Raw genomic sequence first — 17,909 nt, 5'->3', positions numbered from 1 at the left:
TAGATTCAGTCCGCCAGGCCCAGCCGGGCAATGTGCGGCGGCGTGTTCGACGCCTTCTCCTTTCGCACGAACGCCGACCTGAGCCCTGCATGCGGCTCGCGCGCGTCGAAGAAGTTGCGGCGCATGTGGACGAGCTCCTCGTCGCGGTAGCGCTGCAGCGGCTTGATCGACTCGTCCTGCCCGCGCATCGCCTTCTTCCGCGCGATGCGATCGGCCAGCTCCGGCGATGCGGCCAGTTCCGCCGCCAGCCGGGCCACTTCGACCCCCAGCTCCTCGGGCGCGGCCTGCAGCACGCGCTCCGCCATGCCGAGCTCGACGGCGCGCGTGGCGCTCACCGGCAGCGCCGACTGCGTGAGACGCAGCGCCTCGCTCTCGCCCACACGGCGCGGGAGGATGTAGGTCCAGTATTCCGAGCCGTGCAGCCCCATCAGCCGGTAGTGCGGGTTGAGCACGGCGCCGTCGCGGCACCAGACCTCGTCGGCCGCCAGCGCGAGCATCACGCCGCCGGCAGCGGCGTTGCCGCCGAGCGCCGACACGGTGAGCCGGTCGGTGGTGGTGAGCACCGCCTCGACGAGATCGTTCATCGCATGGATGTTGGCCCACGACTCCTCCGCCGGATCTTCGGCCGCCTCGATCACGTTGAGGTGGATGCCGTTGGAAAAGAAGTCGCGCATGCCGCCCAGCACCAGCACCGAGGTCGGCCGGGTGCAGGCGAAGCGATACGCCTCCAGCAGCCGCCGGCACTGCGCGGTGCTCATCGCGCCACCCGGGAAGCTGAAGTTCAGAACGCCGACCGCCCCCTGCTCCACGTAGCGGATGTCGGCCCAGGTGCGGCGCCCCGCCGGCAGCTGCAGCGGCGCCGGCACCTCGGGCACCTCGAAGGGCAGCAGATCGCCGAGCGCCTCGACGGCCGGCAGCTTGTAGCTCGGCAGGCGCGAGCCGGTCTCGCGCCAGGGCCGCAGCTGCAGGATCCACACCGCCCCGTCGACGGTCGCGCGGCAGATGGCGCCGGCGCGGGTGGCGATCAGCTCGCCGGGCCGGCCGCGCAGTTCGTCCTCGGGATGGCCGCCGTGCAGGTACCAGCGCGCGCCCAGCAGTTCGTCGAGCACGCCGGGCTGCGAATCGGCCGCGCGAAGCTTGCGCAGTACCGTCTCGGTGGTGTCGCAGGCCCAGTCGATGCGCCGCTGCTCCTGCTTCATGAAGGGCCGCCAGCCGGCGGCGAGCGCCTCGGCCTCCTGCCTCTGCGGCTTGTGCCTGCCCGAGGCGAAGCGCTCGACGGCGAGCAGCACCGCGTCGAGTGCCGCGTCGGCCACCTCGCCGCGGTAGAGATCGCTCTTGCCGGCCAGCGGCGGCAGCCTCAGCGGCGACCACGCCCAGACATCGCCCGCGTCCATCTCGGCCACGGCCTCGAGCACGGTCACGCCCCAGCTCTCGGCGCCGCCCTGCAGCGTCCAGTCGAGCGACGAGGGCCCCCGGTCGCCCGGCGGGCCGGGATGCACGATCAGGCAGGTGTGGGCGCGCCAGATGTCCTCGGGGATGGCGGTGGTCAGCATCGGCGCCAGGATGAGCTGCGGCGCATGCACGCGCACCGCCTCGCGCAGTGCGCCGTCGTTGCCGAGGGCCAGCGTCACGCCGACGGTGTGCCCGCGGTCCTGCAGTTCGGCCAGAACCCGTTGCGTCAGGCTGTTGAACGCGCTCGCGACAAGCAGGATGTGCATCGACGGCCCCGGTAATGTCGGTGACGAAATGTCAACGAATGTCAAAAATGTATCTGTAAGCCTCCTTCCGGATAAGTTGACTGAAAGTTCGCACGCGGGCCCGGCAACCCACTCACTCGACGTACGAGAGCGGCAGCGCGGTGGTGAACTTGATCTCCTCCATCGCGAAGCTGGAGCTCACGTCCGACAGGTCGGTGTCGGCGGTCAGGCGCTTGTAGACCTTGTCGTAGGCGGCGATGTCGGGCACGACCACGCGCAGCAGGTAGTCGATGTCGCCGCTCATCCGGTAGAACTCGACCACCTCGGGAATCACGTCGACCACCGCCTTGAAGTGGTCGAACCACGCCTGCGAATGCGTGCGGGTGCGCACGGCGACGAAGACGGTGACGCCCACGTTCACCTTCTGCGGGTCGACCAGCGTCACGCTGCGGGTGATCACGCCGGCCTCCTTCAGGCGCTGGATGCGCCGCCAGCATGGCGTCTGCGAAAGGCCGACCCGTGCGGCCAGTTCTGCGACCTGCCATTCGGCGTTCTGCTGCAGCAGTTCGAGGATCTTTCGATCCATGGAATCAATTTTTATCTTCTTCATATTTTTGAGAACAGGATTCTCAAATACTGAAGATATGGAGCCTGGAACGCAAGCCTTTTCCTGCCGATGGTTTGCAGAATCGTCGTCATGGAAATCTATCTGGACGCCAACGCCACCACCCCCGTTCTGCCCCAGGCACGCGCCGCAGCGCTCGCCGCCATGGCCGGCGACTTCGGCAACCCGAGCAGCATCCACACCACCGGCCTGAAGGCCCGGGCGCTGATGGACGCCGTGCGCGCCCGCGCCCGCCGGGCGATCGGCGCGCCCTCGGGGCAGCTGCTGTTCCTCAGCGGCGCGACCGAAGGCATCCAGACCGCCGTGCTCTCGGCCCTGAGCGCGCTGCGCGCCCGACGCCAGGCCGGCGATGCGGCCGCCGAGCTGCTGCTGTACGGCGCGACGGAGCACAAGGCCGTGCCCGAGGCGCTCAGGCACTGGAACACGCTGCTGGGCCTGGACCTGCAGGTGCTGGCCATTCCCGTGGCCCTCGACGGCCGCCACGACCTGGGCTGGCTGCGCGCTCATGCGCCGCGCGCCGGCATGGTCTGCACGATGGCCGCCAACAACGAGACCGGGGTGGTGAGCGACCTCGACGGCATCGCCGCTGCGCTGGCGAACAGCCCGGCGCTGTGGATGGTCGACAGCGTCCAGGCCCTCGGCAAGCTGCCGCTGTGGCTGGGCGAACGGCCCATCGACTACGCGCCCTTCTCCGGCCACAAGCTCTACGCGCCCAAGGGCATCGGCATGCTGTACGTGCGCCAGGGCGCTCCCTTCACGCCGCTGATGGCCGGCGGCGGCCAGGAAGACTCGCTGCGCTCGGGCACCGAGAACATGTCGGGCATCGCGGCGCTGGGCGCCGTGCTGGAGGCGCTCGAAGAGGGCCGGACCTTCCAGGACCACTGCACGCTCGCTTCCTATCGCGACCGGCTTGCCGCCGCATTGCAGGACGCGTTTCCGGGGCTGGTGTTCAACGCACCGCCCGAGCTGGCCCTGCCGACCACCCTGAACTTCTCGGTGCCCGGACTGAGCTCGAAGCTGCTGCTGGACCTGTTCGATGCCGCCGACGTGCGCATGAGCGGCGGCTCGGCCTGCGGCGCGTCGAAGGCCCGGCCGAGCTACGTGCTGGAAGCCATGGGGCTGCCGGCGTGGCGCACCGCCTCGGCGGTGCGGCTTTCCTTCGGCCCGGCCGCGGACGACGCCTTCATCGACGAGGCCTGCGCCCGCATCGCGGCATGCGGTGAATCGCTGCGCGAGAGCTGCCTGGGCACCGCGCCGCAGAGCCACGCGCTGCCGCCCGACCGGCTGACCCGCTTCGTGGTGGACGGCGCCTGCTGCTACCTGCTGGCCGACGCCGCCAGCCGCCGCTGCGTGGTGGTCGATCCGCTGCCCGAACTCACCGGCCAGCTCACGCAATGGCTCGGCTGCCACCGCTACACGCTGGCCGCCGTGCTCAACACGCACAGCCACGGCGACCATGCCTCGTCGCGGCCCGAGCTGCTCGCCGCAGTGCCCCCATCGCAACGCGAGGCCGGCCCCGTGGACGCGCTCGGATGGCCGCAGGGCGCGCAGCAGATCGAGCTCGGCAGCCAGCGGCTCACGCGGCTGGCGCTGCCCGGCCACACCGCCGACTCCACCGCCTACCTGCTGCACGACGCCGGCGGCCTGCGCCTGGCCTTCGTCGGCGACACCGTGATGCCCGGCGCGCTCGGCCGCAGCGACTTCGCACAGAGCGAGCCGCTGGCCTACGGCCCCTCGCTGCTGCAGCTGCAGCAGGCGCTGCGGCCCGATACGCTGATGCTGCCGGGCCACGACTACGACGACCGCTTCGCCGCCACGCTGGACACCGAATGCGCGGCCCAGCCGCTGCTCAGGCAGCTTCTCTGCGGCGCCCTCGACGCGGCCGGCTTCGCAAGCGCCAAGGAAACACTGGAGCGCGGCCTGGCGCTCACGGCGTACCAGACCATGGCCTGCGGCGCCCGGGTCGACACCTGCACCGCAGGCCCCGCCGTCGACCTGAAGCCCGAGGCTCTGGCAGCCCTGCAGCAGGCGCACCCCGGCCTGGTGCTGGTCGACGTGCGCGAGCCCTACGAGCAGCGCGTCGGCCACGCTCCGGTGCTGGATGCGGCGGCCCAAACGCAGGCAGTGCCGCTGTCGAGGCTGCCCGATGCCCTGCCAGGCTGGCTCGCGCTGCCCGAGGAGACGCCGGTGGTGTTCTTCTGTCGCAGCGGCAACCGCAGCGCGCAGGCCGCCAGGGCGCTGCGCAGGCTGGGACATTCACAGGCCTGGAGCCTGTCGGGCGGGCTCGCGCTGTGGCCGCGGGAACCGTCGGCCGAAGACCTCCTGCACGCGCAGGCGGCCTGATCCTCGGTGGCGAGGCGCGATCGGACGGATCGCTAGGGCGCCTCGGTGCCCCTGTCGGGCGAGGAGCCGCTGCGCACCACGCGCTGATCGTCGTCGAGCGTGGCGGTGAAGACCATCGGCGAATTCGGCGGCTGCACCCAGCGCCATTCCCATTCGGTCTCGCGCCGCAGCGCGTAGGGCGTGACCTTCGCGGGCTTGCCCAGCATCTTGCGCAGGTCTTCCATCATCATGCCGGGGTGCACCTTCGCGAAGTTCTCGGGCGTGAGCACCTGGCGCAGGGCGCTCATCTTTCCGTCGGTGCCGATGGTGATCATGTAGTTCTTCTGGCCCGCGGGCTGGCGGTTGTACTCGAACACGCGGGCGCCGCCCGCGCCGTCCCAGATGTTCTCGGGCTGGCCGAAACGGGCCCGCACGTCGGCCTCGGTGGAGACGCCTTCCTCCAGCTCGCTGATGTTCTTCGAGTCGCACGCGGCGAGCCCGATTGCTGCCGCCAGGCACCCGATTGCCATGCCGATCCGCCATCCTCGAATTTGCTTCATGCCGTCCCCGGTAAAATTCGCGCCAACAAAGGTCCAGTCTATGTCCATCTTCCGCCGCCCCCACTACACCTCCGAGATCACGAACTTCATCGAGGAGATGAAGGAAAAGAAGCCGACGCTGGAGGCCGAACAGCGCGCCGGCCGCGCCCTGCTGTGGGACAAGCACCTCGACCGCAGCCTGCTGCAGGAGTACAGCGAAGCCCGCGTGCCCCAGCAGCCCTACGTCTACCAGACCCGCACCAAGTAACCTATCAGCCGATGCCGAATTGGCAGCAAATCCCCGTCCGCATTGCGTCGGCCGCTATTGAAACGGTAGCACCGGCACAATGAACAGCGACGAGGACAACGGCACGCTGGTGGTCGACATGCCCGAGGTGGTCGACCAGGTCGCGCTCGCGAGGCTCTACGGAGAGCCGCTCTTCGCGATGCCGAAGGACCTGTACATCCCGCCCGAGGCGCTGCAGGTGTTCCTGGAGGCCTTCGAGGGCCCCCTCGACCTGCTGCTCTACCTGATCCGCAAGCAGAACTTCAACATCCTCGACATCCCGATGGCGGGGCTCACGCGGCAATACCTGAGCTACGTCGACGAGATCCGCCAGAGCAACCTCGAGCTCGCGGCCGAGTACCTGCTGATGGCCGCGATGCTGATCGAGATCAAGTCGCGCATGCTGCTGCCGCCCAAGAAGGTGGCCGACGGCGAAGAGGCCGAAGACCCGCGCGCCGAACTCGTGCGCCGCCTGCTCGAGTACGAGCAGACCAAGCTGCAGGCCGCCGCCATCAGCGCCATGCCGCAGTACGGGCGCGACTTCTGGAAGGCGCAGGTCTACATCGAGCAGTCGCTGAAGCCGCGCTTTCCCGACGTGGACGTGATCGAGCTGCGCGACGCGTGGGCCGACATCATGAAGCGCGCCAAGCTCGTGCAGCACCACAAGATCTCGCGCGAGGAGCTCAACGTGCGCGAGCACATGAGCATCGTGCTGCGCCACCTGCAGGGGCAGCGCTTCGTGGAGTTCGAGAAGCTCTTCGACGTGTCGCGCGGCGTGCCGGTGCTGATCGTCACCTTCATCGCGATGCTGGAGCTCGCGAAGGAGACGCTGATCGAGATCACGCAGGCGGAAGCCTTTGCTCCCATCTACGTCCGGCTGGCGTACTCACCTTCCTGATCCATCCCGTGCGCGACTTCGACGTCCTCATCGTCGGCAGCGGACTGGCCGGCCTCTCCGCCGCGCTGCACCTGGCGCCCACGCACCGCGTGGCCGTGCTGACCAAGCGCGCGCTGAACGACGGCTCCAGCGCCTGGGCGCAGGGCGGCATCGCGGCGGTGCTGGCGGCAGGCGACAGCTTCGATGCGCACGTCGAAGACACGCTGATTGCCGGCGCCGGCCTGTGCGACCCCGAGGCCACGCGCTTCGTGGTGGAGCACGCGCCCGAGGCCATCGGCTGGCTGCGCGAACTGGGCGTGCCTTTCTCCGAAGAGTCCGAGGAGGCTGGCGGCGGCCTGCACCTGACGCGCGAAGGCGGCCACAGCCAGCGGCGCATCGTGCACGTGACCGACGCCACCGGCGCGGCGGTGCAGCAGGTGCTGATCGAGCGCGTACGGCGCACGCCGAACATCTCGCTCTTCGAGCACCACACGCTGGTCGACCTCATCACCGGCCCGAAGGTCGGGCTCGACGACCCCGCCTGCCTGGGTCTCTACGCGCTCGACGACCAGACCGACGAGGTGCTGGCCTTCCGCGCGCCGCACATCATCCTGGCCACGGGCGGCGCGGGCAAGGTGTACCTCTACACGACCAATCCCGACACCGCCACCGGCGACGGCATCGCCGCCGCGTGGCGCGCGGGCTGCCGGGTGTCGAACATGGAGTTCATCCAGTTCCACCCGACCTGCCTGTACCACCCGCACGCGAAGTCCTTCCTCATCAGCGAGGCGGTGCGCGGCGAAGGCGGCCTGCTGAAGTTGCCCGACGGAACGCGCTTCATGCCGAAGCACGACGAGCGCGCCGAGCTCGCGCCGCGCGACGTGGTGGCCCGCGCCATCGACTTCGAGATGAAGAAGCACGGCCTGGACTGCGTCTACCTCGACATCTCGCACCAGCCGGCCGCGTTCCTCAAGGAGCACTTCCCCAACATCCTGGCGCGCTGCCTGGAACTGGGCATCGACATCACGCGCGAGCCGATTCCGGTGGTGCCGGCCGCGCACTACACCTGCGGCGGCGTGCTCAGCGACCTGAGCGGGCGCACCGACATCCCGGGCCTCTACGCCATCGGCGAGACCGCCTGCACCGGCCTGCACGGAGCGAACCGGCTGGCCAGCAACTCGCTGGTCGAATGCATGGTGTTCGCGCGCGCCGCGGCCGGGGCCATCGCCTCGGCGCCCGCGCGCGAGCTCGCCGAACTGCCAGCCTGGGACGACAGCCGCGTCACCGACGCCGACGAAGCCGTGGTCATCTCCCACAACTGGGACGAGCTGCGCCGCTTCATGTGGGACTACGTCGGCATCGTGCGCACCAACAAGCGCCTGGAGCGCGCGAGTCATCGCATCGCGCTGCTGCAGGCCGAGATCCAGGAGTTCTACGCGAACTTCCACGTCACGCGCGACCTGCTCGAACTGCGCAACCTGGTGCAGGTGGCCGAGCTGATCGTGCGTTCCGCGCAGGCCCGCCACGAAAGCCGCGGCCTGCATTTCAGCCGCGACTACCCCTCGCTCGCCGAGCCCACCGCACCCACGGTGCTGGTGCCTCCGGCAGACCGATAACCCTCACCGTTCGTTTTTCTTCACTCAAGGATGCCCGGCCACCGACGCCCGCAGGGAGAAACCCAACCATGTCGCACACCACGCCCACCACCGCCGCCACTGAAGCACCGCCGGCCTCGCCCTACGGCACGCTGCCGCCGGCTTCCCCGCCCGCGTCGCGCAAGCCCGTGAGCCTGCCGCGCCTGGCCGACATGCATGCGCGCGGCGAGAAGATCGCGATGCTGACGGCCTACGACGCCACCTTCGCCGCCATGGCCGACGCAGCCGGTGTCGACTGCCTGCTGGTCGGCGATTCGCTCGGCATGGTCTGCCAGGGCCTGAACAGCACGGTGGGAGTGAGCCTGGAGGCCATGCGCTATCACACCGACAGCGTCTCGCGCGGCCTGCGCCGCGTGCAGGGCACGGCCTGGCTCATCGCCGACCTGCCCTTCGGCAGCTACCAGGAGTCGCGCGAACAGGCGCTGCGCAGCGCCACCGTGCTGATGCAGGCCGGCGCGCACATGGTCAAGCTCGAAGGCGGCGGCTGGACCGCCGACACGGTGCGCTTCCTGGTCGAGCGCGGCATTCCGGTGTGCGCCCACCTCGGCCTCACGCCGCAGACGGTGCACGCGCTCGACGGCTACCGCGTGCAGGGCAAGGGCGACACGGCCGGCGCGCTGCTGAAGCAGCAGGCCCACGAGCTGCAGGACGCGGGCGCCGCGATGCTGGTGCTCGAGATGGTGCCGGCCGCGCTGGCCGCCGAGCTCACCGGCGAGCTGAAGCACTGCGCCACCATCGGCATCGGTGCAGGCAGGGCCACCGCCGGACAGGTGCTCGTGCTGCACGACATGCTGGGCATCAACCTCGGGAAGATGCCGAAGTTCGTGCGCAACTTCATGGCCGACGCGCCGGGCCTGCTGCCCGCGCTCAAGGCCTACGTGCAGGCCGTCAAGGACGGCAGCTTCCCCGACGACCGCCTCCACGCCTGGTAGGCAGACAAGGAAAAGGAAACCAACCCATGTACATCGCGCACACCATCGACGACCTGCGCAGCCACCTGGCCGCCTTCGGGCGCCCCGCCTTCGTCCCCACCATGGGCAACCTGCACGACGGCCACCTGGCCCTGGTGAGGCAGGCGAAGCCGCTCGGCGAGGTGACCGTGGCCAGCATCTTCGTGAACCGCCTGCAGTTCTTGCCGCACGAAGATTTCGACACCTACCCGCGCACCTGGGAGAGCGACTGCGAGAAGCTGCGCTCGGCCGGCTGCGACGTGCTGTTCGCGCCCGACGAGAAGGCGCTCTATCCCGAGCCCCAGACCTGCAAGGTGCACCCCGACCCGGCGCTGGCCGACATCCTCGAAGGCCACTTCCGCCCCGGCTTCTTCGTCGGCGTGTGCACGGTGGTGATGAAGCTCTTCCAGTGCGTGCAGCCGCGCGCGGCGGTGTTCGGCAAGAAGGACTACCAGCAGCTGATGATGATCCGCCACATGGTCCGGCAGTTCGCGCTGCCGATCGAGATCGTGGGCGGCGAGACCTTCCGCGCCGACGATGGCCTCGCGCTCTCGTCGCGCAACGGCTACCTGAGCGAGAGCGAGCGCGCCGAGGCCGTGCAGCTGTCGAAGGCGCTGAAGGCGATGGCCGAGGCGGTGCGCTCGGGCGAGCGCGACCTGGGCGCCATCGAGGCACGCGCCATGCAGACGCTGGCCGCGCGCGGCTGGCAGCCCGACTACCTGGTGCTGCGCCGCCGCCGCGACCTGCAGGCGCCCGCCGCCGGCGACGCGCTGGTGGCGCTGGCCGCCGCGCGCCTGGGCGCCACGCGCCTGATCGACAACCTCGAGATCGAAACGGCCGCCCCATGACATACAGCGTCAAGGAAATCTTCTACACGCTGCAGGGCGAAGGCGGACAGGCCGGCATGCCCGCGGTGTTCTGCCGCTTCGCGGGCTGCAACCTCTGGAGCGGCCGCGAGGAAGACCGCGCCAGCGCCGTCTGCCGTTTCTGCGACACCGATTTCGTCGGCACCGACGGCACGCTGGGCGGCAAGTTCAGGACCGCCGACCTGCTCGCCGACACCATCGCCGCCCAATGGCCCGCTGCCGACGCAGACCACCGGCTGGTGGTGCTGACCGGCGGCGAGCCGCTGCTGCAGGTGGACGCTGCGCTGGTCGACGCGCTGCACGCGCGCCGCTTCCGCATCGCGGTCGAGAGCAACGGCACGGTCGAGGCGCCGGAGGGCATCGACTGGCTGTGCATCAGCCCCAAGGCCGGCGCGCAATGGGTGCAGCGGCGCGGCCAGGAGCTCAAGCTGGTGTGGCCGCAGCAGGGCATCGACCTCGACGCCATGGCGCGCACCGGCGAGTTCACGCACCGCTTCCTGCAGCCCATGGACGGACCCGACCGCGTCGCGAACACCGAGCTGTGCATCGCCGAATGCATGAAGCAGCCCGTGTGGCGGCTCAGCGTTCAGACGCACAAGATCACCGGCATCCGCTGAGGCGGGGGCCGCTTTTTTTCCCGAGTTTCTCTTTCGACAATGCGATTCACCATCAGCCAACGCTTTTTCTTCGACGCCGCCCATACGCTCAAGCGCGAGATCGAAGTGGAAGGCAGCCGCCGTATCCACGGACATACCTACCACGCGGAGGTGTGGCTCACGGGCGAGCGCGACCCGGTGACGGGGATGGTGATCGACCTGGGGCTGCTGCGCCGCCGGCTGGAGGATGTGCGCGAGCAGCTCGACCATCACCTGCTGGACGACGTGGCGGGGCTGCACCCGCCGACGCTGGAGAACCTTTGCGTGTTCATCGCCGATGCGCTGCCGGACCTGCGGGCCTCGCTGGCGCGCGTGAAGGTGTGGCGGGAGGCGCTGGGGGACAGCTGTACCGTCGATTTCTAGGTTTTTCTCCCTCCCCCGCTGGGGGAGGGCCGGGGTGGGGGCACGCGGCGCCACCATCGAGCGCTCTGCCCGCCCCCATCCCAACCTTCCCCCAGCGGGGGGAAGGAGCGAAGCGGGGTCAGGCCGCGCCGATGCCCGCCACCAGGCTCCCCGGCGCCTGCCCGTTCTTCAGCCCGGCCGTGAACGCCAGCATCCGATCGATCGGCACCCGCGCCCGCAGCCCCAGCGCCGGATCGACGTGGATTTCCCCCGCGCCCGTCTCCAGGGCATTCGCGAGCTCCACCAGCCCGTTCATCGCCATCCACGGGCAATGCGCGCAGCTCTTGCAGGTGCCGCCGTTGCCGGCCGTCGGCGCCTCGATGAAGACCTTGCCGGGGTTCAGCGTGCGCAGCTTGTGCAGCATGCCGCTGTCGGTGGCGACGATGAACTCCCTGGCGTCCATGCGCTGCGCCGCGTTCAGGATGGCCGAGGTGGAGCCCACCGCGTCGGCCAGCGCGATCACGTCCGAGGGCGACTCGGGGTGCACCAGCACCTTGGCCTTCGGGTGCTCCTTCATGAGCAGCTCGAGCTCCAGCGCCTTGAACTCGTCGTGCACGATGCAGGCGCCGTTCCAGCTGACCATGTCGGCGCCGGTCTGGCGGCGGATGTAGTCGCCCAGGTGGCGATCGGGCCCCCAGAGGATCTTCTGCCCCGCCGCATGCAGCGCGTTCACCACGTCGAGCGCGCAGCTGGAGGTGACCAGCCAGTCGGCGCGCGCCTTCACGGCTGCGCTGGTGTTGGCGTAGACGACCACGGTGCGGTCGGGATGCTGGTCGCAGAAGGCGCTGAACTGGTCGACCGGGCAGCCCAGGTCGAGCGAGCAGTTCGCGTCGAGGTCGGGCATCAGCACGCGCTTGTCGGGCGAGAGGATCTTCGAGGTCTCGCCCATGAAGCGCACGCCCGACACCACCAGCGTCTGCGCGGCGTGGTCGCGGCCGAAGCGCGCCATTTCGAGCGAATCGCTCACGATGCCGCCGGTTTCCTCGGCGAGGTCCTGCAGGTCGGGATGCACGTAGAAGTGCGACACCATCACCGCATTGCGCTCGCGCAGCAGGCGGCGGATGCGCTCCTTCAGCGCGATGCGCTCGTCGGGCGATGGCTCGGGCGGCACGCGCGCCCAGGCGTGGCGGGTGTCGCAGATGGCGCCGGCCCTGGTTTCGGCGGGCTGCTCGTAGTCGACGTCGATGACCGTGGACGACATGGGCGGATCAGCCTTCCTGGAAACGCATCGAGTAGTCGATCGCCTTGACGTCCTTGGTCAGGGCACCGACGGAGATCCGGTCGACGCCGGTTTCGGCCAGGGCGCGCAGGCCGTCCAGCGTGACGCCGCCGGAGATCTCGAGCACGGCCTTGCGGTCTTCGCCGGCCTCGTCGTTGATGCGCACGGCCTCTCGCAGCGTGGGCAGGTCCATGTTGTCGAGCAGCACCATGCGCGCCCCGGCGTCGAGCGCCTCGCGCAGCTGGGCCAGCGTCTCGACCTCGACCTCGACGAACTCCGCCTTCGCGGCGGCGGGTGCCACCGCACGCAGGGCGGCCGCCACGCCGCCGGCTGCGGCGATGTGGTTTTCCTTGATGAGCACCGCGTCGTACAGGCCGATGCGGTGGTTCAGGCCGCCGCCGGTGCGCACGGCGTATTTCTGCGCAAGCCGCAGGCCGGGAATGGTCTTGCGGGTGTCGACGATGCGCGCGCGGGTGCCGCGCACGGCGTCGGCGTAGAGGGCGGTCTTGGTGGCGACGGCGCTCAGCAGCTGCAGGAAGTTGAGCGAAGTGCGCTCCGCCGTCAGCAGCGCGCGAGCCGAGCCTTCGATCTCGAGCACGGTCTGGCCGGCCTCGCAGCGCTCGCCCTCGGCGCACAGCCACTGGATGCGCACCTGCGGATCGAGCTGCCGCAGCGTGGCCTCGACCCACGGGGCGCCGCACACGACGGCGGCTTCGCGCGCAAGCACGCGGGCGCGGGAGCTGCGGGCCGGATCGACCAGCGAGGCGGTGAGGTCGCCGTCGGCGACGTCTTCCTGCAATGCGCGGGTGGCATCGGACAGGGCCAGCGCGGCCACGGCCGACGCTGAAAAATCAAAGCGAAGGCTCATGGCTCTCTTTGTCTCTGCGTTTTTCTCAGGAGGATTGACGAGGGGAAGCGGCGGCGCCCGCTTGCTGGAGCTGCACCGATTCGGGCACCGGCTCGCGGCCGACGAGGGCCGCCACGGCGTCCTGCGGGCTCACGCGGCCGTCGAGCAGCGCGACCACGCCTTCGGCGATGGGCATCTCGATGCCGAGGCCCCGGGCGCGCTGCACCACGGTGCGGGCGCAGTAGACGCCCTCGGCCACATGGCCGAGCGAATCGACGGCCTGCGCCAGCGTGCGGCCCTGCGCGAGCAGCAGGCCGACCTTGCGGTTGCGCGACAGGTCGCCGGTGGAAGTAAGGACCAGGTCGCCCAGGCCCGAAAGGCCCATGAAGGTCTCGGCGCGCGCGCCCAGCGCGAGGCCGAAGCGCGTCATTTCGGCAAGGCCGCGGGTGATGAGCGCCGCGCGGGCGTTGAGCCCGAGCGCGAGGCCGTCGCACAGCCCGGTGGCGATGGCCAGCACGTTCTTGACCGCGCCGCCCACCTCCACGCCGACGATGTCCTCGTTGGCGTAGACGCGCAGCGCGGGGCCGTGGAAGGCGTCGACCAGCATGTCGCGCACGGCGGCGTGCGGGCTGGCGGCCACCAGCGCGGTCGGCCGCCCTTCGGCGACCTCCTGCGCGAAGCTGGGGCCGCTGAGCACGCCCGCTCTCAATTCAGGAGCAACCTGGCCCCAGATCTCGTGGGCCAGCAGGCCGAAGGATGCGGGGGACGACGTGTCGAGCGCGGGCTCGACGCCCTTGCACAGCCACGCCACCGCGGCGCTGGTGCCGCGCAGCGCAACGAGCTGCGCACGCAGGGCCGCCATGGGCGTGGCCACGATGACGAGGTCGGCGCCGGCCTGCGCCTGGCCGATGTCGCCGGCGCGCACGGCCAGCGAGGCCGGCAGGGCCAGCCCGGGCAGGTAGCGGGAGTTCTCTCGCGCGGCCGACATGGCGTCGGCCTGGGCGGCATCGCGCGCCCAGAGCGTGACTTCGTGGCGGGCCGCCGCATTGACGGCGACCGCCGTGCCCCAGGCGCCGGCGCCATGAACGCAGATCTTCATCGGCGTTAGTGGCTGCTACGGCTGCAGTGCCGCGATTACTGTGCCAGCGAGGGCGCAGCCTGGCCGGCGGCCTGTGCCTGCTGCTGCTCGTACATGGCCTGGAAGTTGATTTCGGCCAGGTGCACTGGCGGGAAGCCGCCGCGCTGGATCACGTCGGCCACGTTGCCGCGCAGGTACGGGTAAACGATCTGCGGGCAGGCGATGCCGAGGATGGCGCCCATCTGCTCTTCGGGCAGGTGGCGGATCTCGAAGATGCCAGCCTGCTTGGCCTCGACCAGGAACACGGTCTTGTCGCCGATCTTGGTCTGCACGGTGGCGGCCACGGTGATCTCGAAGATGCCTTCGGCCACGGGCTGGGCGTCCACGCCGAGCTGGATGTCGACGGTGGGCTGCTCCTGCTCCAGCAGGATCGCGGGCGAATTGGGCTGCTCGAGCGACAGGTCCTTGAGGTAGACGCGCTGGATCTGGAACACGGGATCTTGGGCTTGCTGGTCGGCCATGGCTGAACTTTCGAGGATCAAAACAATGCCCGCCGGGGAGGGGCTCCCGCAGCGGGCTGCAGATGAGTGAACTGGCGATTATGGCCCGGCCGGAAGACGGCTCCGGGGCAGGGCCGGATTCAGGCGCCCTGCAGCAGCGGAACCAGGCCGCCGCGGCTGTCAAGCGCCATCAGGTCGTCGCAGCCGCCCACGTGGGTGTCGCCGATGAAGATCTGGGGCACCGTGCGGCGCTGGGTGATCTCCATCATGGTGTTGCGGGCCTGGGGGTCGGTGTCGATGCGGATCTCCTCGATCTGCTCGACGCCCTTGGACTTCAGGATCTGTTTCGCGCGGATGCAGTAAGGGCAAACGGCGGTGGTGTACATCTTGACGGCTTGCATGCGCTCTACCTTGGGGAAAGTTTCATTTATTCAACTCGCCCACCGGCCCTTGGGGGAAAGCCGCGGAACCGGCTTGGCCGGAACGCGTACGTTGCCCCCGGCAGGGGGCTGGCGCAGCGCCACGAAGTGCGCGAAGCCTGGGGACGAGTCGATATTCAGGCTTTTTCGACAGGCAGGTTAGCGTCTTTCCAGGCTTTCAGCCCGCCGGATACCGCTTGGGCCTGTTCGTAGCCCAGCTTCTTGGCCACGGCCACCGCGCGCTGGGCGCGGGCACCGGTGGCACACACCAGCAGCAGCGGCACGTTCTTGTTCTTGACCGCGCCGGCGAGCTTTTCCTCGAGCTGGTTCAGGGGAACGTTCTTGGCGCCGATCATGTGGCCGGTGGCGAACTCCTCGGGCTCGCGCACGTCGACCAGCACCGCGCGCTCGCGGTTGATGAGCTGCACGGCGCCCTGTGCCGTGAGCGTTCCGCCGCCCGCCCCCCGCACCAGCGGCCAGGCCAGCATGGCGCCCGAGCTGAGCGCGATCAGGATCAGCATCCAGTTCGCGGTGACGAATTCGATCAATTTCACGGGGGTTCCTTGAATGGCAAACCGGGGATTTTAGAATGCGGGGTTTCGCAAGCGCAGCCAAAGGCCTCCCACATGCACAAACTGGTATTGATCCGTCACGGCGAATCGACCTGGAATCTCGAAAACCGCTTCACCGGATGGACCGACGTCGACCTGACCGAAACCGGCGTCGAACAGGCCAAGCAGGCCGGCCGGCTGCTCAAGGCCGAGGGCTACGACTTCGACGTCGCCTACACGAGCGTCCTCAAGCGCGCCACCCGCACCCTCTGGCACACCCTCGACGAACTCGACCGCACCTGGCTGCCCGTGGTGCATTCCTGGCGCCTGAACGAGCGCCACTACGGCGGCCTGCAGGGCCTGAACAAGGCCGAGACCGCCAAGAAATACGGCGACGAGCAGGTGCTGATCTGGCGCCGCAGCTACAACACGCCCCCCCCGCCGCTGGAAGCCGACGATCCGCGCAGCGAGCGCGGCGACGTGCGCTACGCCAAGCTCTCGCCCGAGCAGATCCCGCTGACCGAGTGCCTGAAGGACACGGTGGCGCGCGTGCTGCCCTTCTGGAACGAATCGATGGCGCCGGCCATCCGCACCGGCCGCCGGCTGGTGGTGGCGGCCCACGGCAACTCGATCCGCGCCCTGGTGAAGTACCTCGACGGCATCTCCGACGACGACATCGTCGGGCTGAACATCCCCAACGGCATCCCGCTGGTGTACGAGCTCGACGACGACCTCAAGCCCCTGCGCCACTACTACCTCGGCGATGCCGCGGCCGCCGAGAAGGCTGCCGCCGCGGTGGCATCGCAGGGCAAGGGCTGACAAGGCCCGCCAGGAGCGCCCAGAAAAAGCCCCCGTCCGGCGCTCCACCCGTGGAACCCCGGCAAACAATTTGCTTCCAAGCTGTGTATATTGGACTGACAGCCGCCGACAAGGACAACCACTCATGATGGGCCAGAAACTCAAGATCACCGGCTGGGTCGCCGCCGGCGCCGTTGCAGGCGTCCTGACCACCGTCTCGCTGCAGACCGTCGCGCGCGGCTCGCTCGCGCCCCTGCCGCTCGAGGAATTGCAGCAGCTCGCCGCCGTCTTCGGAATGGTCAAGAGCGACTACGTGGAGCCGGTCGACGAGAAGAAGCTCATCTCCGACGCCATCTCCGGCATGGTCGCCGGGCTCGACCCCCACTCCCAGTACTTCGACAAGAAGTCCTTCAAGGAATTCAGGGAAGGCACCACGGGCCGATTCGTCGGCGTGGGCATCGAGATTTCCCAGGAAGACGGCCTCATCAAGGTCGTCTCGCCCATCGAGGGCTCCCCGGCCTTCCGCGCGGGCCTCAAGCCCAACGACCTGATCACCAAGATCGACGACACCGCCGTGCGCGGCCTGTCGCTGAACGAGGCGGTCAAGCGCATGCGCGGCGAAGCCAACACCAAGGTGCTGCTGACCATCTTCCGCAAGGACGAGAGCCGCACCTTCCCCGTGACCATCACGCGCGAGGAAATCCGCACGCAGTCGGTCCGCGGCAAGATCATCGAGCCGGGCTACGGCTGGATCCGCCTGTCGCAGTTCCAGGAACGCACCGTCGACGACTTCGTCAAGAAGATCGACGAGATGTACAAGGAAGACCCGAACCTCAAGGGTCTGGTACTCGACCTGCGCAACGACCCGGGCGGCCTGCTCGACGCGGCCGTGGCGGTGTCGTCGGCCTTCCTGCCCGAGAACGTCACCGTGGTGACCACCGACGGCCAGCTGGCCGAGAGCAAGGCGGTCTACAAGGCTGCGCCGGAGTTCTACCAGCGCCGCTCGGGCAGCGACCCGCTGCGCAGCCTGCCGGCCGCGCTCAAGACGGTGCCGCTGGTGGTGCTCGTGAACGAAGGCTCGGCATCGGCCAGCGAGATCGTCGCCGGCGCGCTGCAGGACCACAAGCGCGCCACCATCATGGGCAGCCAGACCTTCGGCAAGGGCTCGGTGCAGACGGTCCGCCCGCTCGGCCCCGACACCGGCCTGAAGATCACCACTGCACGCTACTACACGCCCAGCGGCACCTCGATCCAGGCCAAGGGCATCGTGCCGAACGTGCTGGTCGACGAAAGCGCCGAGGGCAGCCCCTTCGCCGCCCTGCGCATGCGCGAGGCCGACCTCGAGAAGCACCTGGCCAGCGGCCAGGGTCCCGAAGTCAAGGACCCGGAACGCGAGAAGGCCCGCGACGAGGCCCGCAAGCGCCTCGAGGAAGAGGCCAAGAAGCCGCCGCAGGACCGCAAGGTGCCCGAATTCGGCTCCGACAAGGACTTCCCGCTCGTGCAGGCGCTCAACCGCCTGAAGGGCCAGCCGGTGCTCGTGAGCAAGACGCAGGTCATCGTCGACAACAAGGAAGAGAAGAAGGAGAACTGAACCGGGCAAGTCGGTTCAGTTCAGGAGTACC

The 17,909-nt window shown here is 69.3% G+C and carries 19 protein-coding genes; 10 read left to right on the top strand and 9 right to left on the bottom strand.

Annotated features, from left to right (window positions below):
* Nucleotides 1-5: 5 nt before the first annotated feature.
* Together FHY06_RS20790 and FHY06_RS20785 are read right to left on the bottom strand one after the other, a co-directional pair.
* On the bottom strand, nt 6-1,718 hold the full coding sequence (locus FHY06_RS20790; RefSeq protein WP_184606209.1) for an enoyl-CoA hydratase-related protein: 1,713 nt from the start codon (nt 1,716-1,718) through the stop codon (nt 6-8).
* A 112-nt stretch (nt 1,719-1,830) separates the two neighbouring features.
* Nucleotides 1,831-2,292 (bottom strand): Lrp/AsnC family transcriptional regulator, encoded by a 462-nt coding sequence (locus FHY06_RS20785; RefSeq protein WP_126024803.1) that lies wholly within the window; start codon nt 2,290-2,292, stop codon nt 1,831-1,833.
* A gap of 102 nt (nt 2,293-2,394) precedes the next feature.
* Between FHY06_RS20785 and FHY06_RS20780 the strand changes: the two genes are divergently transcribed.
* The gene (locus FHY06_RS20780) at nt 2,395-4,665 is read left to right on the top strand and encodes an aminotransferase class V-fold PLP-dependent enzyme (protein WP_184606207.1); all 2,271 of its coding nucleotides are present in this window, start codon (nt 2,395-2,397) and stop codon (nt 4,663-4,665) included.
* 32 nt (nt 4,666-4,697) lie between these two features.
* On the opposite strand, the gene FHY06_RS20775 is transcribed toward FHY06_RS20780, so the two are convergent.
* Nucleotides 4,698-5,174, bottom strand: coding sequence for a hypothetical protein (locus tag FHY06_RS20775; protein WP_019656614.1), 477 nt, complete (start codon nt 5,172-5,174; stop codon nt 4,698-4,700).
* Nucleotides 5,175-5,244: 70 nt separating this feature from the next.
* Here FHY06_RS20775 and FHY06_RS20770 point away from each other — a divergent pair, with 70 nt between their 5' ends.
* From FHY06_RS20770 to FHY06_RS20740, 7 genes are all read left to right on the top strand, one after another.
* Entirely contained in the window at nt 5,245-5,451 is a 207-nt protein-coding gene (locus FHY06_RS20770; RefSeq protein WP_019656613.1) for a DUF3460 family protein, read from the top strand.
* Nucleotides 5,452-5,530: 79 nt separating this feature from the next.
* On the top strand, nt 5,531-6,367 hold the full coding sequence (locus FHY06_RS20765) for a segregation and condensation protein A (protein WP_019656612.1): 837 nt from the start codon (nt 5,531-5,533) through the stop codon (nt 6,365-6,367).
* A gap of 8 nt (nt 6,368-6,375) precedes the next feature.
* Entirely contained in the window at nt 6,376-7,962 is a 1,587-nt protein-coding gene (gene nadB / locus FHY06_RS20760) for an L-aspartate oxidase (protein WP_184606205.1), read from the top strand.
* 68 nt (nt 7,963-8,030) lie between these two features.
* Nucleotides 8,031-8,933, top strand: a complete 903-nt coding sequence (gene panB, locus FHY06_RS20755) for a 3-methyl-2-oxobutanoate hydroxymethyltransferase (RefSeq protein WP_184606204.1) — start codon at nt 8,031-8,033, stop codon at nt 8,931-8,933.
* A 26-nt stretch (nt 8,934-8,959) separates the two neighbouring features.
* Nucleotides 8,960-9,799 (top strand): pantoate--beta-alanine ligase, encoded by an 840-nt coding sequence (gene panC / locus FHY06_RS20750; RefSeq protein ID WP_184606203.1) that lies wholly within the window; start codon nt 8,960-8,962, stop codon nt 9,797-9,799.
* The gene (gene queE, locus FHY06_RS20745) at nt 9,796-10,434 is read left to right on the top strand and encodes a 7-carboxy-7-deazaguanine synthase (protein WP_126183076.1); all 639 of its coding nucleotides are present in this window, start codon (nt 9,796-9,798) and stop codon (nt 10,432-10,434) included. The genes panC and queE overlap by 4 nt, the downstream gene beginning before the upstream one ends.
* A 39-nt stretch (nt 10,435-10,473) precedes the next feature.
* Entirely contained in the window at nt 10,474-10,836 is a 363-nt protein-coding gene (locus FHY06_RS20740) for a 6-pyruvoyl trahydropterin synthase family protein (protein WP_019656607.1), read from the top strand.
* A gap of 118 nt (nt 10,837-10,954) precedes the next feature.
* On the opposite strand, the gene nadA is transcribed toward FHY06_RS20740, so the two are convergent.
* The 6 genes from nadA to FHY06_RS20710 all read right to left on the bottom strand — a co-directional run bounded on the left by nadA (nt 10,955) and on the right by FHY06_RS20710 (nt 15,459).
* Complete coding sequence (nadA, locus tag FHY06_RS20735; RefSeq protein WP_184606202.1) at nt 10,955-12,076, bottom strand: quinolinate synthase NadA; 1,122 nt, start codon at nt 12,074-12,076, stop codon at nt 10,955-10,957.
* Nucleotides 12,077-12,083: 7 nt separating this feature from the next.
* On the bottom strand, nt 12,084-12,962 hold the full coding sequence (gene nadC, locus FHY06_RS20730) for a carboxylating nicotinate-nucleotide diphosphorylase (protein WP_184606201.1): 879 nt from the start codon (nt 12,960-12,962) through the stop codon (nt 12,084-12,086).
* 25 nt (nt 12,963-12,987) lie between these two features.
* Nucleotides 12,988-14,040 (bottom strand): NAD(P)H-dependent glycerol-3-phosphate dehydrogenase, encoded by a 1,053-nt coding sequence (locus FHY06_RS20725; RefSeq protein WP_184606200.1) that lies wholly within the window; start codon nt 14,038-14,040, stop codon nt 12,988-12,990.
* A gap of 35 nt (nt 14,041-14,075) precedes the next feature.
* Complete coding sequence (secB, locus tag FHY06_RS20720) at nt 14,076-14,540, bottom strand: protein-export chaperone SecB (RefSeq protein WP_093198195.1); 465 nt, start codon at nt 14,538-14,540, stop codon at nt 14,076-14,078.
* Nucleotides 14,541-14,659: 119 nt separating this feature from the next.
* Nucleotides 14,660-14,920: a glutaredoxin 3 gene (gene grxC, locus FHY06_RS20715; RefSeq protein WP_126024726.1), complete on the bottom strand. Its 261-nt coding sequence runs from the start codon at nt 14,918-14,920 to the stop codon at nt 14,660-14,662.
* 155 nt (nt 14,921-15,075) lie between these two features.
* Nucleotides 15,076-15,459 (bottom strand): rhodanese-like domain-containing protein, encoded by a 384-nt coding sequence (locus FHY06_RS20710; protein WP_221404345.1) that lies wholly within the window; start codon nt 15,457-15,459, stop codon nt 15,076-15,078.
* Between the two features lie 105 nt (nt 15,460-15,564).
* Here FHY06_RS20710 and gpmA point away from each other — a divergent pair, with 105 nt between their 5' ends.
* Nucleotides 15,565-16,308: a 2,3-diphosphoglycerate-dependent phosphoglycerate mutase gene (gpmA, locus tag FHY06_RS20705; RefSeq protein WP_019656600.1), complete on the top strand. Its 744-nt coding sequence runs from the start codon at nt 15,565-15,567 to the stop codon at nt 16,306-16,308.
* Nucleotides 16,309-16,435: 127 nt separating this feature from the next.
* Nucleotides 16,436-17,878: a S41 family peptidase gene (locus FHY06_RS20700; RefSeq protein WP_026346582.1), complete on the top strand. Its 1,443-nt coding sequence runs from the start codon at nt 16,436-16,438 to the stop codon at nt 17,876-17,878.
* The last annotated feature ends 31 nt before the right edge of the window (nt 17,879-17,909 follow it).

The organism is Variovorax atrisoli (assembly GCF_014195185.1).
In the GTDB taxonomy this organism is placed as follows: Bacteria; Pseudomonadota; Gammaproteobacteria; order Burkholderiales; family Burkholderiaceae_C; genus Variovorax; species Variovorax atrisoli.
The sequence above is the reverse complement of the archived record's forward strand: the minus strand, read 5'-3'. Positions and strand labels throughout refer to the sequence as shown.